At 52.5% G+C, this 22,648-nt stretch carries 11 protein-coding genes; 10 read left to right on the forward strand and 1 reads right to left on the reverse strand.

Annotation, left to right across the window (positions count from 1 at the left end):
* Positions 1 to 76 precede the first annotated feature (76 nt).
* Entirely contained in the window at positions 77 to 1,681 is a 1,605-nt protein-coding gene (locus QT397_14590) for an AMP-binding protein (protein ID WNZ54120.1), read from the reverse strand.
* Positions 1,682 to 1,802: 121 nt separating this feature from the next.
* Here QT397_14590 and QT397_14595 point away from each other — a divergent pair, with 121 nt between their 5' ends.
* From QT397_14595 to QT397_14640, 10 genes are all read left to right on the forward strand, one after another.
* On the forward strand, positions 1,803 to 2,540 hold the full coding sequence (locus QT397_14595; protein WNZ54121.1) for an alpha/beta fold hydrolase: 738 nt from the start codon (positions 1,803 to 1,805) through the stop codon (positions 2,538 to 2,540).
* Positions 2,541 to 2,857: 317 nt separating this feature from the next.
* Complete coding sequence (locus QT397_14600) at positions 2,858 to 3,187, forward strand: isochorismate lyase (GenBank protein ID WNZ54122.1); 330 nt, start codon at positions 2,858 to 2,860, stop codon at positions 3,185 to 3,187.
* Positions 3,184 to 4,599, forward strand: coding sequence for an isochorismate synthase (locus QT397_14605; protein WNZ54123.1), 1,416 nt, complete (start codon positions 3,184 to 3,186; stop codon positions 4,597 to 4,599). The genes QT397_14600 and QT397_14605 overlap by 4 nt, the downstream gene beginning before the upstream one ends.
* A complete protein-coding gene (locus QT397_14610) occupies positions 4,577 to 11,227 on the forward strand; it encodes an amino acid adenylation domain-containing protein (protein ID WNZ54124.1) in 6,651 nt (2,216 codons plus the stop codon). Before QT397_14605 ends, QT397_14610 begins: the two co-directional genes overlap by 23 nt.
* 48 nt (positions 11,228 to 11,275) lie before the next feature.
* A complete protein-coding gene (locus QT397_14615; GenBank protein ID WNZ54125.1) occupies positions 11,276 to 16,861 on the forward strand; it encodes an amino acid adenylation domain-containing protein in 5,586 nt (1,861 codons plus the stop codon).
* Positions 16,862 to 18,670, forward strand: coding sequence for an ABC transporter ATP-binding protein (locus tag QT397_14620; protein ID WNZ54126.1), 1,809 nt, complete (start codon positions 16,862 to 16,864; stop codon positions 18,668 to 18,670).
* The gene (locus QT397_14625; GenBank protein WNZ54127.1) at positions 18,667 to 20,421 is read left to right on the forward strand and encodes an ABC transporter ATP-binding protein; all 1,755 of its coding nucleotides are present in this window, start codon (positions 18,667 to 18,669) and stop codon (positions 20,419 to 20,421) included. The genes QT397_14620 and QT397_14625 overlap by 4 nt, the downstream gene beginning before the upstream one ends.
* Entirely contained in the window at positions 20,418 to 21,518 is a 1,101-nt protein-coding gene (locus QT397_14630; protein ID WNZ54128.1) for a saccharopine dehydrogenase NADP-binding domain-containing protein, read from the forward strand. Before QT397_14625 ends, QT397_14630 begins: the two co-directional genes overlap by 4 nt.
* Complete coding sequence (locus QT397_14635; protein WNZ54129.1) at positions 21,515 to 21,934, forward strand: hypothetical protein; 420 nt, start codon at positions 21,515 to 21,517, stop codon at positions 21,932 to 21,934. The genes QT397_14630 and QT397_14635 overlap by 4 nt, the downstream gene beginning before the upstream one ends.
* Positions 21,907 to 22,629, forward strand: a complete 723-nt coding sequence (locus tag QT397_14640) for a class I SAM-dependent methyltransferase (GenBank protein ID WNZ54130.1) — start codon at positions 21,907 to 21,909, stop codon at positions 22,627 to 22,629. The genes QT397_14635 and QT397_14640 overlap by 28 nt, the downstream gene beginning before the upstream one ends.
* Positions 22,630 to 22,648 lie beyond the last annotated feature (19 nt).

A 22,648-nucleotide genomic window follows, 5' to 3' on the forward strand; every position in this document is an offset into this window, starting at 1 on the left:
TCTTGTTCATTTAAAATGAAAGTATGGGTTAAAGCCATACTTTCATGAATATGGGTGCTCAATCTCTCAAATAGTACTAATCGATAAGATCTAAGAGCTTCCTCTTATCAACTTTCCCGACTGCGGTAACCGGCAGACGAGATAACACTTTAAGCTGCTCAGGTAGCTTAAAGCTGGCCAGGCCCCTTTCGGTTAAGAAGTCGCGCAACGTTTGCAAGCTTGGCGCTTTATCCGTACATACGATAGTCGCTCCAACTTGCTCTCCCATTTCTTGGTCTGGCAAAGCAATGATAGCTGCTTGTTGGATGCTGGGGTGGGCGAGTAGATGCTCTTCAATTTCGTCACATGCAAATGTTTCCCCGCCCCGATTTACAACATCTTTGAGTCGTCCAGTAACTACAATATTGCCATTGTCCAGAATGCGTACACGATCCCCGCTGCAATAGAATCCATCTGGGGTAAAAGCGCGTCGGTTATGTTCTTCTGCACGGTAATAGCCTCTCAGTGTATAGGGGCCGCGAGTAAGCAGTTCTCCTTCTTCTCCGGCTTTCACTTCCTGCCCGTACTCATCAACCACTTTTAGAGTATCGAGGGAACTCATAGGTCTTCCTTGAGTATTGGTGATGGTTTCATTGTTATCTTCGCGATGGGTGTAACAAATCAACCCTTCGGCCATTCCGAATACCTGCTGTAGTGCACCGGGAAAAGCATCTATCGCAGCATAGGCGTCAGTTGGACTCAGTTTTGAGCCACCAACTTGAAGTAAGCGGAGAGAGCTTAAATCAGCATCTTCCCATTCTGTCGCTGCAGTCCAGACTTGAGCCAGTGCTGGGACCAGGGCTGTGGCGGTTACGCCGTAACGCTCTATCAGCTCAAAGCAGTAGTCCGGGCTTGCATCTTTGGTGAATATTACCTGCCCACCCATGGATAGCGTGCCCAGAATGCCGGGGCAACCCAATGGAAAATTATGGGCGGCGGGGAGTACTGCCAGATAGATTTCATCTTTTCCTAAATTACAAGCAGCCGTAGCGCAGGTAATGTTGTAGCGATAGTCATTGTGGGAGCGTGGAATAAGTTTCGGAAGTCCTGTAGTGCCACCGGAAACGAGGAATAGAGCTGGGGCGTTGGGGTCTACGGGAACAGGGGTGAAGCCTTGGCATTCTCTTCTGGGCAGGGAGGGGAATGTGTCATTTTCATCAGAACTGTATATGCCTCGCAAAGTCGGAGATTGCGAAGCAATTTGTTCTATCATGCTGTGACGGCTTGCATCACTTTCCGCTCCTGAAGTGATATAGATACTGGCACCCGAGACCTGTGCAAAATGGCATATTTCATTTTGGCGATGCGCAGGCAAAGCTAGTACAGGAACCAGTCCCGCTCGAAATAAGCCGAGCAGGGTTGTAATAAAACTGACCTGATTGCTCCACTGGAGTATTGCCCGCTCCCCAACTTTGTAGCCTTGTTCCACCAGGCCTGCAGCAATGCTATCGGCCTCATTAACCAATTCAGCATAAGTTAATTGATCCGATAGGTCCCGAACTGCGCATTGATTGGGAAAGTTTTTCGCATTACGTGTGATCAGCTCCCAAATAGGTTGGTTATCCCAAATTCCTTGTTGCTGATAGAAATCCTCTAGTTCCTTTGGGTGAGGCGTGTATCCATTAAGTAAATTATTTTCCATGCTGGTCTCCTGAAATGTTTGGGTGGAGCAGGGGAGTGTTTTTTTGAATCTTCTTCAGATTTCTAAATTAAGAATTAACAGTTAGTATTCACGGCTTCAAATTTCTTATTGAGATAAATCTATGTCCGGCGCTTGGCTACAAATCCCTCGCCCTCAACCTAAAGCGGCTATCCGACTTTTGTGTTTGCCTCATGCTGGTGGTACAGCATCACTTTATCGACCTTGGGCGAAATTATTGCCAGATTCCATAGAATTGGTGCTCGTATGTTTACCGGGTAGGGAGCAACGCTGTAATGAAACTATGCCCACAAATATGCAAACTTTAATTGCTTTGTTATGTAGGGCTATCAAACCTGTCATCGATAAACCCTGGGCAGTATTTGGGCACAGTATGGGAGCTACAGTTGCTCATGAATTGGCTCTCTCCTTGTATCGCGAAAAATTGTGCGGTCCTGAACACATATTTGTCTCTGCGCGCGAAGCTCCACAATTTCAAAAGATTGGAAACGTACACCAGTTGAGTGATGAATCTCTGTGCCAACAACTCATTGAGCTTGGCGGCACCTCTCCTGAATTATTGGAAATTCCTGAGTTAAGGGCTCTACTACTTCCTGCTATACGCCAGGATTATCGATTGATCGAAACCAGCAAGATGTCCTCGGACCAACTTTTAGATTGTCCCATCACCGCGATGCTAGGACGGGATGATCCTGAGTTGAGCACCGATGAAGCTCGGGGTTGGCAGCAGTGGACCAATGGTGAGTTCCAATTGAAAGAATACGCAGGTAACCATTTTTATCTGTCAGATTGTCCTGATCTGGTGGTTGGCCATATTGTTCAGAAGCTCCGCTTGGCCTAACTGCATGTAAAGTTAAGTTGGCCGTATAAAATCTTTCTGTTTCTTGTAACGCTATCGAAATTAATTGTCGGGAGAATAGGGCTGTTGAGCGGCCCTATATTCTCCATCGTTCAATAGATAGCGGATCTCTGCCTCGATTAATCCGGGATCATTATTTTTGATGATGTTCGAATTATTTCTCTTTAGTAACAAGTAGCACACACTCTCTCCACCCTGACGCCCAAATCCAAAACAAACATCCCGTTGATTTCGAAAATGATATGTTATAACGTTTCATTATCGATGGGAAGATGAACAGCTTAGGTGATGGAGTTTCTATGCAAGCAACGAAGCTACCAATGGAGTGTGAAAATCTGAATGAGATCCGCCAAGGTATCGATTCCATTGATCGTGAGATCATCAGGCTGTTGCAGCGGCGTATGGGGTATGTTTTGTCAGCAGCCCAGTTCAAGCCGGATGAAACGAGTATTCCTGCTCCAGACCGGGTTGCGGAGATGTTGATTGACCGCCGTCGTTGGGCTGAGAAAGAACAACTTTCCGCAGATTATATAGAGCAGCTTTTTACCGGGATTATTCGCTGGTTTATCACTCAGCAAAAGCTGCATTGGCGCGCTGAGCGCGGCTTGCCAGTTGAGGAAGGTGTATGAAGGGCCGCTCTAAATATGCTGGCCTGGAAGCCTGTTTGCAGGAAGCCAAGTCCAGGGTAAGCCAGGGACAGCCAGAGGTTCTGGCATCGTTTTCATCTCCATGTCATAGACGCAGCCCAATAGGGTTGTTTGCCTCCGGCTATCAGCATGAAAGGTTCGCGTCTCTGTGGGGTGTGCCCTCTAGAGATGAATATGCTGTGACCTTTGGCTCTGCCTGTGAATTTAGTTGTGCCCCAGGGGAATCTTGGTCTGAAATCCAAGCCAATTGGCAAAAATTGATGTCCTCCGCTGTGGTAAGCGGGGGGCATCGGCCGGTTTTGTGTGGTGGGTTTGCTTTTGATAGCCAAAAAGATTCCTCATCCTTGTGGCAAGACTTTCCCGCAGGGGCGCTTACGTTGCCCGAGTTGGCCCTTTACTGTGAAGGGGATCGCAGTTATCTGGTAATGAATTTTATCGTTACCGATCAAACAGAATGCAATCAGACTGCGGAGCGGCTGAAGGCGCGGTGGCAGCATATTTTGTCTCGTAGCTCTGACCTTTCTGCGAATGACAATTTGTTTTCGATGGAGTCTGATTTTAGCCAAAATTATGCAGGCCAAATGGCTTGGCAGCAGCGTGTAGTAGGCGCGGTCGAATCAATCAAGCGCAACGAATTTCAAAAAGTAGTTCTCGCTCGTTCTGAATCACTGAGCGCGGATTGCTGCCCGGGAAGTATTCTCGGATATTTACAAGAATCTTACCCCGATGCCTATTTATTTGCCTTTTCCCGCGGAAAAAGTTGCTTTCTTGGGGCTTCGCCTGAGCGCTTAGCGGCTGGTAAAGACGGGCGTATTAGCACAGTGGCTTTGGCCGGTAGCGCACCTCGGGGAAAAGATCCGGCAATTGATTATAAATTGGGGATATCTCTGCTTGACAGCGATAAGGACCGATTTGAACACGACCTGGTTGTCCAACATCTCCTTTCTATTTTGCGCAAATACTGCCACAGCGTAGCGGAACCAGAACCGCCCCAACTCTGTAAATTAAAGCAAATTCAGCATTTGCTGACGCCTCTAGAGGGCTTGGTGAAAGATGGCGTAAATCTGTTGGATATCTTATCGGATTTACACCCCAGTGCTGCGGTGGGAGGCCTGCCCAGGAAAAAAGCACTGAAGTATATCCGTGAAAATGAAGGCCTGGATCGCGGTTGGTATGCCGGACCTGTTGGTTGGCTCAATGCCGAGGGGGAAGGGGAGTTTGCTGTTGCACTGCGTTCTGCACTTATTACTCCGGGCACGGTAACACTATTTGCCGGTTGCGGCCTGGTTGAGGCTTCCCTTCCTACCCACGAGTATCGTGAAAGTTGCATCAAAATGCGTGTTATCCGAGACGCAATAAGGAGCGTATCTCTTGTCGCCGAAGCCGCAGAATAAATTAGAGCCAATCAGCCCGGCCAGCTTGTTAAAGGATTTAGTTTGTCAGGCTATTGATGCCGATATTAATGGTATTCATCCGCAGGCTGACTTAATTGCACTGGGGCTCAACTCAGTACAAATCATGAAGATAGCTGGTCAATTAAGGCAGAAAAAGATCAAAGTAAAATTTGCTGATCTTATTGCAGTGCCTCAATTGGAAGCCTGGCTTTCTCTACCTCAGTTGGCTACTGGAACTGAAGAAAGTACCAGTGAACATTTATCTGTGCCGGGAGCCTTTGATGAAGGCACTCCCTTTGATTTGGCACCGATGCAACATGCCTATTGGATTGGACGAGACCCGAATCAATATTTAGGGGGCGTTGCCGCACATTTTTATCATGAGTTTGATGGTCAGGATGTAGTACCTGATCGATTGGAACAGGCTGTGCGCTCCCTATTCGAGCGGCATGGGATGCTGCGTGTTCAAATCCTCGATGATGGTCGACAGCAGATTCCCGCAGAAGTGAGCTGGCCCGGTTTAAAGGTTCATGATTTCAGGCATCAGGCTGCCGCAGAAGCGGAGCAGAGTCTTATCGCTGTTAGGGAGCAACTCTCCCATCGGCAGCTGGATATATCGCAGGGCGAGGTTTTTGATGTACAGCTCTCAATGTTACCTGCTGAATTAAAAGCTGGCGGCACACGCCTACATATTAATCTGGATATGGTAGCTGCAGATGCCTTTAGTCTGCGCGTGTTACTGAATGACTTGGCCAAGCTCTACCTGGAACCAGAACAGCCTCTGGTTCCGCTTAATTACAGTTATCCGCGCTACCAGGCTGACCGCAGCGCTCTTCACTCAAAGGAAGAGCGCCGAGCTGAGAAGCAGCAGGCCAAAGAACACTGGCAGGATCGCCTGGCAGATTTGACTGGTGCTCCTCAATTACCCACTGCAATAGGTATTGAGTCTAAAGACACTCGTCGCGTTGTTCGTCGCCACTATAGTCTGTCTGCTGATCGGAAAAACCAGCTAGCGGAATTTGCGAGTCGTCACGGTATTACTTTATCCATGACCTTGGCAGCGGCGCTTGCGGAAGTGCTTACGGCCTATAGCGAAGAGTCAGATTTCCTGCTGAATCTCCCCCTGTTCGACCGGGAATCCCTGCACCGGGATGTCAACTCTCTGGTAGGAGACTTTACTTCTTCGATCTTGCTTGCCTGGCAGGGCAGCCAGAGTGGAACCTTTGTTGAGCGTGCACAGCGTTTACAACACAACTTCCGTCAGGATGTAGCGCACGGGAGTTATTCCGGCGTAGAGGTGCTGCGTGACCTCAGCAGGCAACAGGGACAAACGGTGTTTGCGCCGGTTGTTTTTACCAGTGCGCTTGGGTTGGGAGAATTATTTGGCGAGTCAGTTCGGAGTGCCTTTGGAGATGTCAATTGGATTATCTCCCAAGGGCCACAAGTGTGGCTGGACGTACAGGTTATGGAACTCAAAGGTGGCCTGTCCGTAAACTGGGATGCGCGGGAAGCTGCTTTTGCTCCCGGCGTCCTGGATGGCATGTTTGCCGCCTTTACGCAGTTACTGGAATGCCTGATCGGCAGCCCGGAATTCTGGGCCCAGCCGATACCATCGCTGCTGCCAGCGGAACAAAAGCAGCAGCGCCAGCAGGTAAATTCCACAGCCAAGCCATACCAGCCTCACCAATTACACGAACATTTTTTTAGCAATGCCAAAAACTGCCCAGAAGCAGTGGCTCTCTATTGGAGCGGTGATCAAATCCGTTACGGGGAGTTGGCCCACAGTGCTTTGGCGATGGCCGCGTATTTACAGCTTCAAGGCGTTGAGCCCGGTGATTTGGTCGGTATTTTATTACCCAAGGGACCGGAGCAGATTATTGCAGCCTTGGGCGTATTAGCGGCAGGAGCGGCATATCTGCCGCTGGGTATAGACCAGCCACCGCTACGTAGAGAGCGCGTGATAAAGCTTGCTGGAGCCAAGCTGGTTATAGATAACTTGTCTGTGCTCTCCGGTGTCGCGCCTTTATCCAAGCCTGTCGTGGGAGAGGCCAAAGGTCTCGCCTATACCATTTTCACCTCCGGCTCTACCGGTGAACCCAAGGGCGTAGAAATTAGTCACGGGAGTGCCTGGAACACAATAGCGGACATTAACACGCGCTTTTCGGTTAACGAAAATGATCGAGTGCTCGCCGTATCAGCATTGGATTTCGACCTTTCCGTTTACGATATTTTTGGGCTCTTGTCCGCCGGCGGTGCATTGGTATTGGTTGAAGAGGAATCCCGGCGGGATGCTGAGCGCTGGCATCAGCTGGTGTGCCAGCATGGCGTTACTGTGTGGAATACGGTGCCGGCGCTTTTGGATATGCTGCTGACCACGGGTGGTAATACCCCAGCTGGGGAGCTGCGCCTGGTATTAAATTCTGGCGACTGGATCAGCCTTGACCTGCCGGAACGATTAAAGCGCGTAAACCCAGGTTGCCGCTTTATCGCTTTGGGCGGGGCCACCGAAGCTTCTATTTGGTCGAACAATTTTGAAGTCAAAGAAGTTGATTCCTCTTGGCGATCTATTCCCTATGGTTACCCTTTGGCCAACCAGCAATTCAGAGTGGTGGATGCCCAGGGGCGTGATTGCCCTGACTGGGTGACAGGGGAGTTATGGATCGGTGGTGCTGGCGTTGCTTTGGGGTATCGCGGTGCTCCCGATATCACCGCAGCCCGTTTTGTGACAGACGAAGGCGAGCGCTGGTACCGCACCGGAGACTTGGGCCGCTATTGGCCGAACGGGTGCCTGGAGTTTTTGGGCCGCGCCGATAATCAGGTCAAGGTGCGCGGACACCGCATTGAACTCGGCGAGATTGAAGCGGCACTGACTGCGCACAAAGGGATTGCGCAAGCGGTCGCACTGCTGACTCAGCGAGGTGTGGTTGCGGTTGTCGTTCTGGAATCCAAATTATCGCAAGGGAATATAAATCCAGAAAAGTGCTTTGTTGATTTGCAGCAGTTGCAGGAACCTTTGAACGATTTGCGGGAGTTCCTGAGTCAACGATTGACCAGCGCCATGTTGCCCAGTGAGCTTTGGTGTCTCACTGAAATACCGCTTACCGCCAATGGCAAAGTTGATCGCGGCGGTTTACAGCAGTTTGCCGATGAATCCCTGTCGCAGTACCAGACAAAGCAGAACCCACCGCAAGGTAAATTAGAGCAGCAGGTGGCTGCCGCCTGGTGCAAATTCCTCGATGTTAATGATATAGCCCGGGACGATAACTTCTTCGCACTTGGAGGTGACTCCCTGTTAGCAACCCGTGTTGTGCGAGATCTGCGCGAGTCTGGCTTTGAAGGTGTCACACTGTCGGAATTATTTAGCCAGCCCAGCTTGGCCGACTTTGCTGCGACATTAGTTCAAGATCCAACTGAGAACCCACAGCGAAATAAAGACACTACCGAAATTACTGTTACACCCTGGCAATCGGATAAGGCCAATCGGTACGCCGCTTTTGAACCTACCGATGTCCAGCGGGCCTATTGGCTGGGAAGGGACCCGGAATTTGTTTTGGGTGGTATCGGTTGTCATTTTTATCGCGAATACGACGTTGTTGATCTCGATCTGGAGCGTTTGGAGTCTGCACTAAATGCGATGATTGCCCGCCATGAAATGCTGCGGGCTGTATTCGACAGTGAAGGTCGTCAGCGCATCCTTGCCGATGTGCCGAGATTTTCCATTGATGTTACAGAGGTAGACCGCGATCCAGCTTCTGCTTTTGCTCAACTGCGACAGGAGTGCGCTGAGCAGGTGTTTGAGCCCAGCCGGTGGCCACTGTTTGATGTCCGTGCTGTGCGCTGTGGGCGCAATACCCGATTGGCTATCGGTTTGGATAATTTGATTCTCGATGCCTTCAGTATTCTGCTGTTTTATCGTGAGTTAAATATTCTTTATCAAAGCCCTGAAACCCATCTACCTTCTATCGAACTCTCTTTCCGCGACTATGTGCGCAATGTATTGCCGCAAACTACCGCAGTATTTGATAGTGATCTTGCCGAAGGTCCCCTGGCTGCCGCAAAAACATTTTGGCAACACAAATTATCGGAGCTGCCTCCCGCGCCTCAGCTGCCCATAGTGCGGGAGCCGGCATCCATTGAGCGCCCGCACTTTGTGCGCCATCAACAGCATATTGATAAGCGGACCTGGCAAAACCTGGTTGCGCGCGCGGCTGAGCAGGGAATCACTCCATCAAGTCTGCTTCTAACAGCTTTTGCCGAGGTGCTTAGTCGTTGGAGCAGTCGCCCTGACCTGAGTTTGAACCTTACCCTGTTTGATCGCCGTGAAGTTCATCCAGATATCTATCGGGTAATGGGGGATTTCACCTCCCTGACCCTGGTGGGTTACCGACCTGAGGCCGGTGACAGCTGGTTGGTGCGAGCGAAAAAAATACAAGGGGAAGTTGGCGCGGCCCTGGAACATCGCGATATTTCCAGTGTTAGCTTGATGCGGGAATTAGCCCGCCGACAGAGCGACGCGGAAGCCACAATGCCCGTGGTCTTCACCAGTGCACTGGGTATTCCCGGTGGCACAGCGGCACCGGAGGATGGGCCTCTGCGGGAACCCATCTGGGCCCTGACACAAACGCCGCAAGTCTGGTTGGATCACCAGGTGGTCGAAGTCGAGGGAGGCGTTTTCTTAAATTGGGATGTGGTCGAAGCGCTTTTCCCTGAGGGGATGTGCGCGGAAATGTTCCAGGCCTATATCGGCTTGCTCCAATGGACGGGTGACGCTGAATGGGATTCCACACCGCCTGATTTATTACCCAAGTCTCAACGGGAATTGAGAACCCAGCTTGAAAAGCGTACCGCAATTGACCCAACAGATAATTTGTCGCAGCGATTTTTCCAGCAAGCAAAAGCGAATCCCGACAATATCGCCTTATATTGGGGTGACGATAATTCCCTGAGTTATGGCGTCCTGGCAGAGCGTGCTTTGCGTATCGCTGCCTGGTTATTGGAAAGTCAGGTTTCATCTGCCGAGGTGGTGGCCGTTAACCTGCCGAAAGGACCCGACCAGATTGCCGCTGTTTTGGGGGTACTCGCAGCGGGAGCTGCTTATTTGCCTGTTGGTATCGATCAACCGAAGGCCAGGCGCGAGTCAATGTTGCGCCGTGCCGATGTAAAAGTGGTACTCGACCAAAGTGCAATTCATCAGGCCGAACAGTTCACTCCTATTGGTGAACCGATTTCTGAGCCTATTTCTGAGCCTATTGCAACAGAACCTGAGCAACTGGCTTATATCATTTTCACTTCCGGCTCCACGGGCGAACCCAAGGGCGTCGAAGTCAGTCACAGTGCCGCCTGGAATACCATTGCGGATATCAACGAACGTTTCTCTGTTGATGAAAATGATCGTGTACTGGCCATTTCAGCCCTGGATTTTGACCTCTCTGTTTTCGATATTTTCGGACTGCTATCTGTCGGTGGTGCGCTGGTATTGATTGATGAAGAGGACCGGCGGGATGCCGAGTGCTGGCATCAACGGGTATGTCACTACGGCATCACCATCTGGAATACGGTACCGGCGCTACTGGATATGTTACTCACTGTCGGTGCAGGTACACCGCCTGGCAAATTGCGTTTGGTATTAAATTCCGGCGATTGGATTGGCCTGGATTTACCCCAGCGCTTAAAACAAGTACAGCCCGAATGCCGTTTTATCGCACTGGGTGGCGCCACGGAAGCTTCTATTTGGTCCAACAGTTTTGAAGTTATAGACGTTGCCCCAAGCTGGCACTCGATCCCGTACGGATACCCCCTGGCTAACCAGAAATTCAGGGTGGTGGATGCCCAGGGGCGCGACTGCCCTGACTGGACAACGGGTGAGCTGTGGATCGGTGGTGATGGTGTCGCCATGGGCTATCGCGCGGCTCCCGAGTTGACCGAAGCGCGCTTTGTTACGGTCGATGGTGAGCGCTGGTATCGCACAGGGGATCTTGGACGCTACTGGCCGAATGGATGCTTGGAATTTTTGGGGCGCGCCGATAGCCAGGTGAAGGTCCGTGGCCATCGCATAGAGCTGGGTGAAATCGAAACCGTATTTAATCGTCAGATGTTTGTGCAGCGCGCGCTGGTGCTAACCACAGAAGAACAACAGCTGGTCGCTGCCGTTGTGCTCGCACCCGAATGCCCACCAACTTTTAGTACTGATGACTTGCGCGAGTACCTTCGCCACCATCTTCCGTCTTATATGGTCCCGGATTTCATTGTGACCTTGCCGGAAATGCCCTTGAGTGCAAACGGCAAATTGGATCGGGCTTCAGTATTAAAGCTCGTGCATGCGGTGGAAAAACCGCAACAGGAAAAAGCGGCTGAGCTGGCAACAGATAACGAGCGCCTGGTCGCACTGATCTGGCAGGAACTTCTTAACCTGCCAGCGATAAACCGCGATCAAAATTTCTTTGAATTGGGTGGCGATAGTTTATTGGCCACCCGGTTTATCGACCGCTTAAAACAGCAACACCGCTTGCTGCTTCCCCTCAGACGTTTATTCGCCTCTCCGAGACTGGCAGATGTTGCCGGTGCCCTAAGTGCAATGAAACCGCTAGTGGATGTTGATGCGGATATGGTGGAAGAGGGTGTGATATGAGCTTGTTGGCAATTTTATTTTTCAGCGATTGGACGGAGTTTTAACCCCATGACGGCTATGGAACTGATCGACGAATTACAAGGGCTTGGGGTGGAACTCTGGACCGAGTCTGAACAACTGCGCTTTCGCGCGGCCAAAGGCCTGCTGTCGGAGCAGCACAAGCAGAGGCTGCGGGAACACAAGTTACAAATTATCGAAATACTGAGCGCTGCTCAAACAGCCGCTGGCAACGACCAGGATCTGGGAGTGGTGGTTGAGGCCGATAGGGAAAATCGGCATGAACCATTCCCTTTAAGCGATGTGCAGACCGCCTACCTGTTGGGTCGACAAAATGCATTTGGCTACGGCGGCGTTGCTTGTCACGGTTACCTGGAGCTGGAGTACCCGGGATTAAATCCAAAAGGTTTACAGGAAGCCTGGAACCAACTCATTGAACGTCACCCGATGTTGCGGGCGGTTATCGAGCAGGAGGGATACCAGCGGGTTCTCCCCCAAGTGCCGCACTACGAAATGAAAAGCCAAGACCTTACCGGTTTGGACGAGGACGCCCTGGAGCTTGCCTTGGAATCGGTGAGAGATGAACTGGGCCACCGCAACTACCCCATTGGTGAGTGGCCCATGTTCGAGCTGCGCCATAGCCGCACAGATAAGGGCCATATAGTGCATTTCTCTATGGATGCACTGATCGCAGACTGGGCCAGTGCAGGAATTTTATTTAATGAGCTCGATCTCCTGCTGTCTCACCCCGGTACAGCCCTGCCGCCAATGGAAATTGATTTTCGTGATTACCTACTGGCCGAACGAAGTTTATTGGACAGCCAGGGCTACCAAAATGATCGTCGCTATTGGTTGGATCGCCTTGAGCAATTGCCGCCCGCACCTGAGTTACCGGTTTTGCCGCCTGCTGCAGAAGCGGAATCTGTACGTTTTAATCGCCACCACTACCGCCTGGACACCGCGCACTGGCAGACACTGAAGCAGCGAGCCAGTACTGCCGGCTTGACCGCGTCGGTTGCCGTGCTGGCTGCCTACGGAGCGGTATTGCAGCGGTGGAGCCGCCAGCCATGCTTTAGCCTGAATCTTACCTTATTGAATCGGCTGCCCTTACACCCTCAGGTTAACCAGCTGATTGGTGATTTTACTTCGGTCAGTGTGTTGGCGATTGGTGATTCCAATGGAAAAACCTTTCGCGATTGGGCGGCAGGCATTGGCGAACAGTTGTTCAGTGATATTGATCACCGCTTGTTCTCCGGTGTGGAAGTACTGCGGGAAATGTCCCGTGCGCGAGGACCCGAGGCCGCATTGATGCCGGTGGTATTTACCAGTGCTATTGGCCTGGGAGATACAGAAAAACCCGCTAGCGGTAGAAAGTCCGGCAGAGGAATTACCCAGACACCGCAAGTCACCCTGGATTGCCAGGTAAGGGATGATGCCGATGGCCTGGAAATTAACTGGGACGTGCGCCAGGGCGTTTTTCCATCGGGCCTGGTAGAGGATATGTTCGCGGCCTTTACCGGCTTGTTGAATGAGCTCGCCGCTGGCGGCGACGGGCAATGGCTTGGCAAATCTCCGGTTTCTTTACCCGAGTGGCAGCAACAGGAGAGGCATCAGGTTAATCAAACCGATGGGCCTGTTCCTTCAGAGCTATTGCATCAGGGCGTATTTGCCCAGGCTGCGGCAACGCCAGAAGCTACCGCCATCATTGATAGCAATGGCAGTGTAAGTTATGGCGACCTGGCAAAAAAAGCGGCGGGTATCGCCAAATCGCTGAGCAAAGAAGGTTTCCAGCTGGGCGGCCGCGTGGCCATTGCAATGCCGAAAGGGCGGGAGCAAATAGCGGCGACCCTCGGTGTGCTCCTGGCTGGTGGTATCTATTTGCCACTGGACGCGGCACAACCGGAAATACGGCTCAATAAACTGTTGCTCAGTGCAGAGGCGGAATACGTCCTGACACTCAGCGACCTCGCCAGCCAAATTAAGTGGCCATCAGAAGTGCAGGTGATCAGTGTAGATACCCTGGCACCTGAAACTGAGATTCCGGTAGCCAGTAATGGTGACCCCGAGCAGCTGGCTTATGTCATCTACACCTCCGGCTCTACCGGCGAACCCAAGGGTGTGATGATTAATCATCGGGCCGCTTTAAATACGGTGCTGGATATTAATCGCCGCTTCGAAGTGGGCCCGGGCGATCGCATTTTGGGTTTGGCCCAACTCAGTTTTGATTTGTCGGTCTACGATATTTTTGGCCCCTTGGCAGTCGGTGCGATTTTGGTATTGCCCGATCCGGCCCGCGGTGCAGACCCTTCACATTGGGCGGAGGTCATGGATGAGCACCGGGTGACATTGTGGAACTCCGTCCCCGCGCAGTTGCAAATGCTGGCCACCTATCTGGATACAGAACCTCGGCCGCTGTCTGAATGGCGATTGGCAATGCTATCGGGGGATTGGATTCCGGTTACTTTACCGGAACATATCAGGCGCCATGTGCCCGCACTCAATCTGATCGGCATGGGTGGGGCTACAGAAGCTGCAATCTGGTCCAACTACCACCGTATTGAGCGAGTCGATCCCGCCTGGAGCAGTATTCCCTATGGCGTGCCGCTGACGAACCAGGGCTTCCGGGTGCTGGATAGCCAGTTGCGCGATGCCCCTGTGTGGGTAGCGGGTGAGCTGATGATTACTGGCCTGGGGTTAGCCGATGGTTACCTCGGTGATGCGGCCCTCTCTGAACAGAAATTCTTCTCTCATCCGGTGGACGGTCAGCGCCTTTACCGCACCGGCGATTTGGGCCGTTATTTGCCCGGTGGTGAACTCGAATTCCTGGGTCGTGAAGACGGACAGGTAAAAATTCGTGGACACCGTATCGAACTGGGAGAAGTGGAGTCTGCATTATTGGCCCACCCCGCAGTATCAACAGCAGCGGCGGTGATTGAGAGGAAAGAGGGCGATTCGGGAGCGGACTTAAATCTGTTGGGCTTTGTAGAAAGTCGTCGCATGGATGATGCCGAGCCGGCGGTTATCGATCCCGAGCTGGTAAATTCGGTGCGTCATTTTGCGCACTACCAGGCCGGTGAGCCGGAAGCTGTCAGTGTCGGCGATTATGTGCAGGTGCTTGAACAAGCGGCCCTGTTGTCGATGCTTCACGGCTTGATGGGCCTGGGAGCATTTACAGATTGCGAGCAGGGATACAGTGCAGAAGAAATTCTTTCGCTAGCGGAAGTCCACGAAAAGCATCACTGGCTGGTGCGTCGTTGGTTGGACCTTCTCGTTAATGCAAAGCTGCTCGGCTTATCCGCGATCAGCGCCGGCGCTGAGGAAAAATATACTCGTACCCAGGCAGTCGACATCTCTGCTGTTGATGAAGCGTGGAAGCGCGTTGAACAGGGAATTGAAAGCGGTTTTTGTAATCGGGAATTCCTGCAATATCACCGGGATCATGTCGAATTATTACCCCAGTTACTAGCGAATCAACAAAACCCGTTTGAATTGTTGTTCCCCCAGGGCGACCAGCAGGTGGCTTTGTCCCTTTATCGGGACGATCTTATTGCCCGCTTTAACAATGCCGCCGTAGCCGCATTGATTAACCGCATTGCCGCCCAGAGCGATAGAGGGTTAACGGTTCTTGAGTTGGGCGCTGGCACAGGGGCTACCAGTGCGTCGGTTATTCCCATGTTGGATGGATATGACGTTGACTATCTATTTACCGACATGACTGCATTTTTCCTGACTGAGGCTCGCCGTCAATTTAAAGAGTGGCCTTGGGTGCGCTTCGGGTTAATGGACCTCAATACAGACTATCGCGCCCAGGGTTTGGCGCCCAATAGTGCAGATGTCATTTTATGTGCCGGGATGCTCAACAGTACCCGAGATCCAGAGGCGGCTATTGCCAGTGCTGTCGAATTGCTGGCGCCCGGAGGCTGGTTAATCCTGACTGAGCCAACGGTGGATCACGCCCATATCCTGCTCACCCAGGGTTTTATGATGGACCCGGCTGGTGATGATCGCGCTTGTGGGGCGACCAAGTTCTTTTCTATCGAAAAATGGCAATCGCTGCTAAAAGCCCATGGTGCTGGCCAAGTGCTCTGCCTGCCGGAAGATGAGCATCCTTTGTCTGCTTTTGGTATGAACTTATTGGCCGCGCAGATGAAAACTGATCGGCAATATTTAAGTGCCGGGAAATTGCGGGACTTCTTAGCGAATAGATTGCCCGCGCATATGGTGCCTGCCCATTTACAAGTTCTCGACCAGCTCCCACTCACCGCTAATGGCAAAGTCGATCGCAAAATGCTCGCCGGTTGGCGCCCTGCGACTGGCGATGCACAAGAGGCAGCGCACTCAGAGCAGATGGACCCTCTGGAAACGGCTCTGTGCAAGCTTTGGGCTAATGCACTGGGCCTCGATAATGTGGGCCGACAGGACAGCTTTTTCGATCTCGGTGGTGACTCGCTGATTATGGCGCGGGTTGCAGGGCGCTTGTTGGAAGAGATTCCCGAGGCAAAATCGTTCACCTACGACGCCTTGTTGCGCCACATGCTCAATGGACCAACGGTTGCTGCATTGGCCAGAGCACTGAGAGTTGAGCCGGGTGCTGTTGCCGAGGAACAGGCAGACACGGATAGCGAAAACCTGGTTGCAACTACCCGCGAGGGCAGCAACTCCTTGATGGTGCCTTTCAGCCATAAAAGCGAGGGTAAAGGGGCATCCAAAGAAGAGGCGCCGGTACGGATTATGTTCCATGCGGCCCTGGGTACCCTGGATTATTTCCAGCACCTGGGCAAAGCGCTTGCGGCCCAGGATCTGGGCCCGGTCATTGGAATTGCCGTCGCCAATACAGAAACGTATCTGTCCATTGATGCCAAAGAGTTAATCGAGCGCACCGCCGATGATTACGCACAAAGAATCATCGACGAGGGCTACCAGCGCTGCCAGTTAATTGGTTACTGCCTGGGCGGCCTGCTGGCGACGGAAGTTTCGCGCAGACTGCTGGAGCGCGGTGTCGATGTGATTGACCTAAGCCTGATCGACAGTATCCCAATGTTTGTGGATACCGATGAAGAGCTGGCTTTCGAAGCGATTTTTGCCCCCAACCTAAATCTCGACCCGGTAAAAGCGGTATTTGGTGAGCATATCGAGAGCGAGGATATTTCCCGCGCGATCGAGACCTTAATGCAGAAACACAGCGGTCGTGTTCCTGCCGGTGCAATGGCAGAACTCGACGGTGATGCCGGGCTTAAAGCGGTAGCGGAAGCCGTGCGGCAACGCTCTCAACTCACCCAGGAACAGCGCCTGGCCGATTATACCGAGTTGGCCTCTGCCCAGGCGGGTGTGCCGGTTGAAGCCGCGATGATACCGGGGCTTTTCCGGGTGTGCCGACACAGTATGCGCGCTGCCTGTTTTGATCTGCCTCCCTATATTGGCGATATGACCTACTTGCGCTGCCAGGAAGAGCAATCCTTCGGTGTCACTGCCGGCGTAGGGCATATGGCTGCGCCTTATTGGCAGGATGTTTGTCTGGGTGATTTTGAATTAATCGATGTACCGGGCAATCACTTCAGCGTGATGGAGCCGCCGCAGGTTGCCACTGTCGTTGAGCATTTGGCAAAACCATTACAGCGCGGTAAAGCGGGCGAATAGATGGCTGAGCACATTTTGCCAAATTCTAACTTGCGAAAGCACAACCTACGGGAACTGATGCGTCCATTTCGTAGCCTCGTGTGGCTGGGGGTGGTGCTCGGTGCCTGTGGTGCGCTCACTTCACTGATTCCTTTTATCGGTATCGTTGAGCTGGCTCGCCTGTTCCTAGCGCCCGATATCAGTGATATCGCCGAGGCGATTATTCCCGTTGTATTCGCGATAGTTGCTGGGCTGGCGATGGGTTGGATCTGCACCGTGATCGGTTTGTGGTTAACTCATATTGCCGACCAGCGTATGCAGGCGGAACTGCGACGGGCCCTGGTGCGGAAATTGGGGCAGGTGCCTCTGGGTTGGTACAGCGAGCACACTTCCGGTGCGGTCCGCAAGGCCGTGCAAGATGATCTCGATGATCTCCACCATATGGTTGCGCATCATCAGGTGGAGTTGGCCGCTGCGTTTGCACTGCCGCTGGCGGGCTTGGGCTACTTATTCTGGCTCGACTGGCGCTTGGCCCTGTTAGCGGTAGTTACCCTGCCAATTTACCTCGTGTCCTACGCCTGGATGATGCGTGGTTTCGGGGAAAAAATGCAGCAGCTGGATAAGGACTTTGGCCGGGTCAGTGCTGCGATTGTTGAATTTGTCCACGGCATTGCGGTGGTCAAGGTTTTCTCGCAAACCGGTCGCGCCCACAGGAATTATCAACAGGCCGTCGAGGATTTCAGTCGCCGTTATACAAGCTGGGTTGCACCGCTTGTGCGTCTGGAGGCAGTCACCTCTCTGGCCCTGTCGGTGCCGGTCATTATGTTGGTGAGTCTGGCCGGAGGCGCTTGGCTGGTGGTGAATACAGGCATTCAGCCGATTGATGTTCTCGCAACAACGCTGATCGCTGTGATGATTCCCCAGACGATTCTCACCTTGAGTCAGGGGCTGACCGCCCAGCAAAAAGCCAAAACTGCCGCAGGCAGGATCGATCAATTGTTGGAGGTTGAGCCTCTGGCTGTTACCTCTGAACCCAAAGAGCCCAAAGATGCAGGGCTGCTCTTTAAGCAGGTCAGCTTTGTCTATACCCAGGATCGGCCGGTATTAAGCGATATTACTTTGCGCTGTCACCCCGGCTCGATCACAGCTTTGGTGGGGAGCTCCGGTGCCGGGAAATCCACCTTGGCCAAACTAGTTCCCCGTTTTTATGACGTGGCCCAAGGTGCTGTGCTTCTGGGAGACGTCGATGTCCGTGATATAGATCCGGACAATTTATATCGACATGTTGGCTTTGTACTTCAAGAGACTCAGCTATTGGCTGGCACTGTGGCAGATAACCTGCGCCTTGGGCGCCCGGATGCCAGTGACCAGGAGTTGGTAGATGCAGCGCGCAGTGCCTGCATCCATGAAAAAATTTTAAGTTTCCCCCAAGGTTACCAGGCGGTTATTGGCAAGGATGCCTTTTTTTCTGGTGGAGAAGCGCAGCGTTTAAGTATCGCGCGAACGCTTTTAGCAGATGCCCCTGTGTTGATTTTGGATGAGGCCACAGCTCACGCCGATCCGGAATCCGAAGCCCAAATTCAGCAGGCATTGTCCTGCCTGGTGCGCAATCGCACAGTACTGGTGATTGCCCATAAGCTGCACACCATCACCGAAGTCGATCAGATTGCGGTCCTGGACGGCGGCCGCTTGGTTGAATGCGGAAGTCACCGACAACTGTTGGCTGAGAGCAAGCACTACGCGGAACTATGGCGTTTGTACAACAGTGCCGAACAGAGTGAAAAAGCAATGAGTGGTGAGGCTCAGGTTATTAGCGGGGTCTCATCATGATTCGCAGTTTGCTCGCCATTCTCGGACCCGCGCATCGCCGTGAAGTTGGCATTTACGCGGTATGGCTTCTCGCCTATGGGGTTTTGCAGGGAATCGCGGTGACACTTCTGGTGCCCCTGCTCAGCTCACTGTTGGCCTCTGAGATGGAGGCGGTTGGGTACTGGTTGCTTTCCCTGTTATCGGTAGTTGTGATTGCTTGTATTGCTCGTTACCAGCAAACCGTAAAAGGGGCTGCACTGGCCATCCTGGTATTGAAAACCCTGCACAATCGTTTGGGTGAACACCTCTCTCAACTTCCCCTCGGTTGGTTCAGTGCAGAAAAAGTCGGTCGTTTGTCCCGCAGTGCAACCGGGGGCACCTTGATGGTGACTAACGTTTTTGCCCACCTGTTGCCCCCCACTGTCAGCGGTGTTGTCACTCCGCTGACAGTGGGGGTGGCAATGTTGTGGTTTGACTGGCGACTGGGGCTGACCGCTTTGTTGTTTGTGCCCTTGATTTATATTGGCCATCGCTGGTCCGCCCAGTGGATAGGCGCCATGGAAACGGAAGTGGATGCTGCCGGTGCTCGCGCCAGTAGCCGGGTGGTGGAGTTTGCCCGCAACCAAGCGGTACTCAGGTCTTTTGGCAAAAATGTCAGCGGTTATCTCCCACTGGAAGAGGCGATTGCCGGGCAAAGCGGAGCGGCGGGTTCCATGTTGCGGCAGACCTTCCCCCGCTTGTTTGCCGGTGGATTTATGGTGCAACTCGCCTTTGCCGCAGTGATTGCCGTGGGTGTTTGGCTCACGCTCAATCAACAACTTCCCCCTATTGAATTGGTGGCTTTGCTAGCTTTGGCGGCCAGATTTACCGGTCCTCTGGCGGAACTCGCCGGGCGCAGTGGTCTGCTGCGCATGGCCGGTAATGATTTGCACAGACTGGCCGCTATCTTTTTTGAGCAGTCGCTACCTGAGCCATCCAGATCTCAGCCTTTTACCGAGCAGGGTGGGTTGGTTGAATTTTCAAATGTGAATTTTAGCTACGAGTTGGGGCAACCGGTATTGAAGGATCTTTCCTTTAGGGTTTCTCCGGGTACCACTACAGCGATAGTCGGTGCATCAGGCTCGGGTAAAACCACCATCACTCGTTTGTTGTTGCGTTTTTTTGATACCGACCAGGGCCAGGTAAAAGTGGGCGGGGTGGATGTGCGGCAACTGCGCACAGAAGACCTGATGCGGCAGATCTCTATCGTTATGCAGGATGTGTATCTGTTCAGCGACACCCTGGAAGCGAATATTCGATTGAGTCACCCCGAAGCCAGTCAGGAAGCCCTGGAACGTGTGGCGAAACTGGCTGGAGTAGACGAGATTATTGAGCGCTTGCCCCAGGGATGGCAGACGCAGGTAGGTGAGGGGGGCGCTGCACTTTCTGGTGGCGAACGCCAGCGGGTTTCTATCGCCCGTGCCCTATTAAAAGCTGCACCTATTGTTGTGCTGGATGAAGCAACAGCAGCACTCGATCCGCGCAATGAAAAGTACCTGAACAGTTCCCTGCAGCAATTAAAACAAGGGTCCACTGTCATTGTGATCGCCCATCAATTATCCACCGTTATGAACGCGGATCAAATAATCGTACTTGAAGAAGGTGCGGTGGCTGAAGTTGGCAATCACCGCAAGTTGTTATCACAGCAGGGTCTGTATGCACATTTTTGGCAACAGCGCAGTCAAGCTACTGGCTGGCGTTTGGTTGAGTCCGATATGGAGGTAAGCCTATGACAATTGCGATTTTAGGTGGTTATGGCGATGTGGGTGCAGCGGTTACCGGTTATTTACAGTCCCTCGAGTTGGGTGCTATGCGTATCGGTGGTCGCAACGCACATAAACAGCCGCTATCCAGTGATTCGGTAATTTCTTATCAGACGGTGGACTACCTGGATGCAGCCTCACTGGATCAGTTTGTATCTGGCTGCGAGGTTCTGATCAATTGTGCAGGACCTTCACATTTAATTGGCGACAGGGTTGCCAAAGTTGCGGCACAAGTGGGAGCAGCCTATATCGATGTTGCTGGCGATGAAGCCCTCTATGAGCAACTCGATGGATCCTATTACCAGAGCCATGGTCTGACCGCAGTTTTATCAGCCGGCTTACAGCCGGGGCTCAGTAGTCTGCTACCACGCTGGCTGGCAGAGCAGGAGTTTTCACAGGTAGAGAGCCTGATCAGCTATTTCGGCTTGCGCGATCGATTTACCGATGTCGCCGCCGATGATTATTTGCAAGGTGCCAATGAACAGCACAGTAAACCCTTGGCAGCCTGGCGCAATGGACGCCGGGTGAGTGGAATATTGAAACGCCGTTCCGATGTCGAGCTGCCCTTTTTTCCTGAATCTACCACTGTGCTTCCGTATTTAAATAGCGAGGGCGAGCGCCTAGCTCAGGATTTATCCCTCTCTGATGGTGATTGGTATAACGCGGTTAGCGGCTCTTATATTTTATCCGCCTTTAATACTACCCATGGTTTTAGCCGCGACGAAGCGCGGGCAGCACTGTGTCGGGCCAGTGCGCTGGATCTGGCGGGGCGCGATCCTTATGTGCTGATGCTTTTGCAACTTACCGGTAAATACAACGAGCAAGAGCGCACTCGCACAGCCGCGTTGCGGGGCACTGGCAATGCAGATCTAACAGCAGCGGTAGCCGCAGTCACCACTATGGCTGTACTTCGCGATGAAATCCCACCGGGTTGTCATTACTGCGCCCAAGTATTGCCGCCGGCATTGGCGATGGAACGCATGTCGAAGATTGGGGCATTGAGTTTTTTAACCACCCTGGAAACAAGTATTGAAGATATGGTGTGCCTTGAGGAGGGAGCCATTTGAAAAACCTAACACCTCCACCCGCCGATACCGCCCATGAGGCTGGGCTGGCAGCTTTACCCGCTGAGCTTGCTACAGACAGTGGTTTGGCAAAACTGCCGGCTGCAATGCAGAGGCTTGAGTTTATCAGCCTGCGGACGATTATGGAGTTATTTTCCTCCAGCGGAGTGCTGACTCCAGAGAGTGTTGGGCGCGGCAGTGAGGAAATTATTAATACGCTGGGTGCCGCTTCCCGACACCATTGGCTGGTTCGCCGCTGGCTGGTGGCCTTGGTTGAACGAGAGTTTTTGAGGCTCAGTAATGGCAACTACTCCTGGGAGCAAATTCCTGAGAGTGCAGTCGGAGCAGATAAATTACCGGAGGCCTACAGTGCGCTGGGATTCCCCCTGAAATGGCCGAGTCACATCAAAAGCTCCTGACGCATTTGTCTGAACTGGTGCGGGATCAAGTCTCCATTAATCAATTGCTGTTCGAGAATGGAGAAATACTAACGGCACTGGCCGCCTACCAGAACAACTGGTTTACGACGTATCTCAATTATGCCGCAGCGTACATCGTAAAACAGGCCGTCAAGCCAGGGCCTATGCTGAGAGTGCTTGAATTGGGGGGAGGTGCAGGCCTAACCACTTCGGCAATTTTAGATACTTTAGCCGGAAGGCCGGTTAATTATCGCTTTACCGATGTATCGCCAGTATTTACCACTGCGGCACAGAAAAAATTTCGCAATCACATCGGTTTGCGTTGCAGCCTGCTCGATATCAATGTCGATTTTTCTGCGCAGTCAATTGCGCCGGCAAGTACCGATATCGTTGTGGCTGGCAATGTTTTGCACAACGCTGCTCATATTGGCCAAACGCTACAGCGTATTCGCAGGTCGCTTGTCCCTGGTGGCTGGCTATTGTTTAGCGAATCCACTCGGGATAACCACGCCATGTTAACGGCAATGCAGTTTCTGCTTTCCCTGCTGAATCCGGGACTCTTTTGGGCAGTGAAGATCGGCGAGGGGGCTCGGATCAGGTATTTATTGATAGCGCAGCCTGGCAGGAAGAGCTGGTTAGCGCTGGCTTTGAGATTAAGTATTTCCTGGCACCCTCGACATCGTCGCTATCAGTAGCGGGCCAAACCTTATTTGT

The sequence above is a fragment of the Microbulbifer sp. MKSA007 genome (genome assembly GCA_032615215.1).
GTDB lineage: Bacteria > Pseudomonadota > Gammaproteobacteria > Pseudomonadales > Cellvibrionaceae > Microbulbifer.

What these genes read in the sequence shown, in the direction of transcription:
- QT397_14590 (WNZ54120.1), bottom strand. Translation starts at nt 1,681, where the DNA reads ATGGAAAATAATTTACTTAATGGATACACGCCTCACCCAAAGGAACTA.
- QT397_14595 (WNZ54121.1), top strand. Translation starts at nt 1,803, where the DNA reads ATGTCCGGCGCTTGGCTACAAATCCCTCGCCCTCAACCTAAAGCGGCT.
- QT397_14600 (WNZ54122.1), top strand. Translation starts at nt 2,858, where the DNA reads ATGCAAGCAACGAAGCTACCAATGGAGTGTGAAAATCTGAATGAGATC.
- QT397_14605 (WNZ54123.1), top strand. Translation starts at nt 3,184, where the DNA reads ATGAAGGGCCGCTCTAAATATGCTGGCCTGGAAGCCTGTTTGCAGGAA.
- QT397_14615 (WNZ54125.1), top strand. Translation starts at nt 11,276, where the DNA reads ATGACGGCTATGGAACTGATCGACGAATTACAAGGGCTTGGGGTGGAA.
- QT397_14620 (WNZ54126.1), top strand. Translation starts at nt 16,862, where the DNA reads ATGGCTGAGCACATTTTGCCAAATTCTAACTTGCGAAAGCACAACCTA.
- QT397_14625 (WNZ54127.1), top strand. Translation starts at nt 18,667, where the DNA reads ATGATTCGCAGTTTGCTCGCCATTCTCGGACCCGCGCATCGCCGTGAA.
- QT397_14630 (WNZ54128.1), top strand. Translation starts at nt 20,418, where the DNA reads ATGACAATTGCGATTTTAGGTGGTTATGGCGATGTGGGTGCAGCGGTT.
- QT397_14640 (WNZ54130.1), top strand. Translation starts at nt 21,907, where the DNA reads ATGGCCGAGTCACATCAAAAGCTCCTGACGCATTTGTCTGAACTGGTG.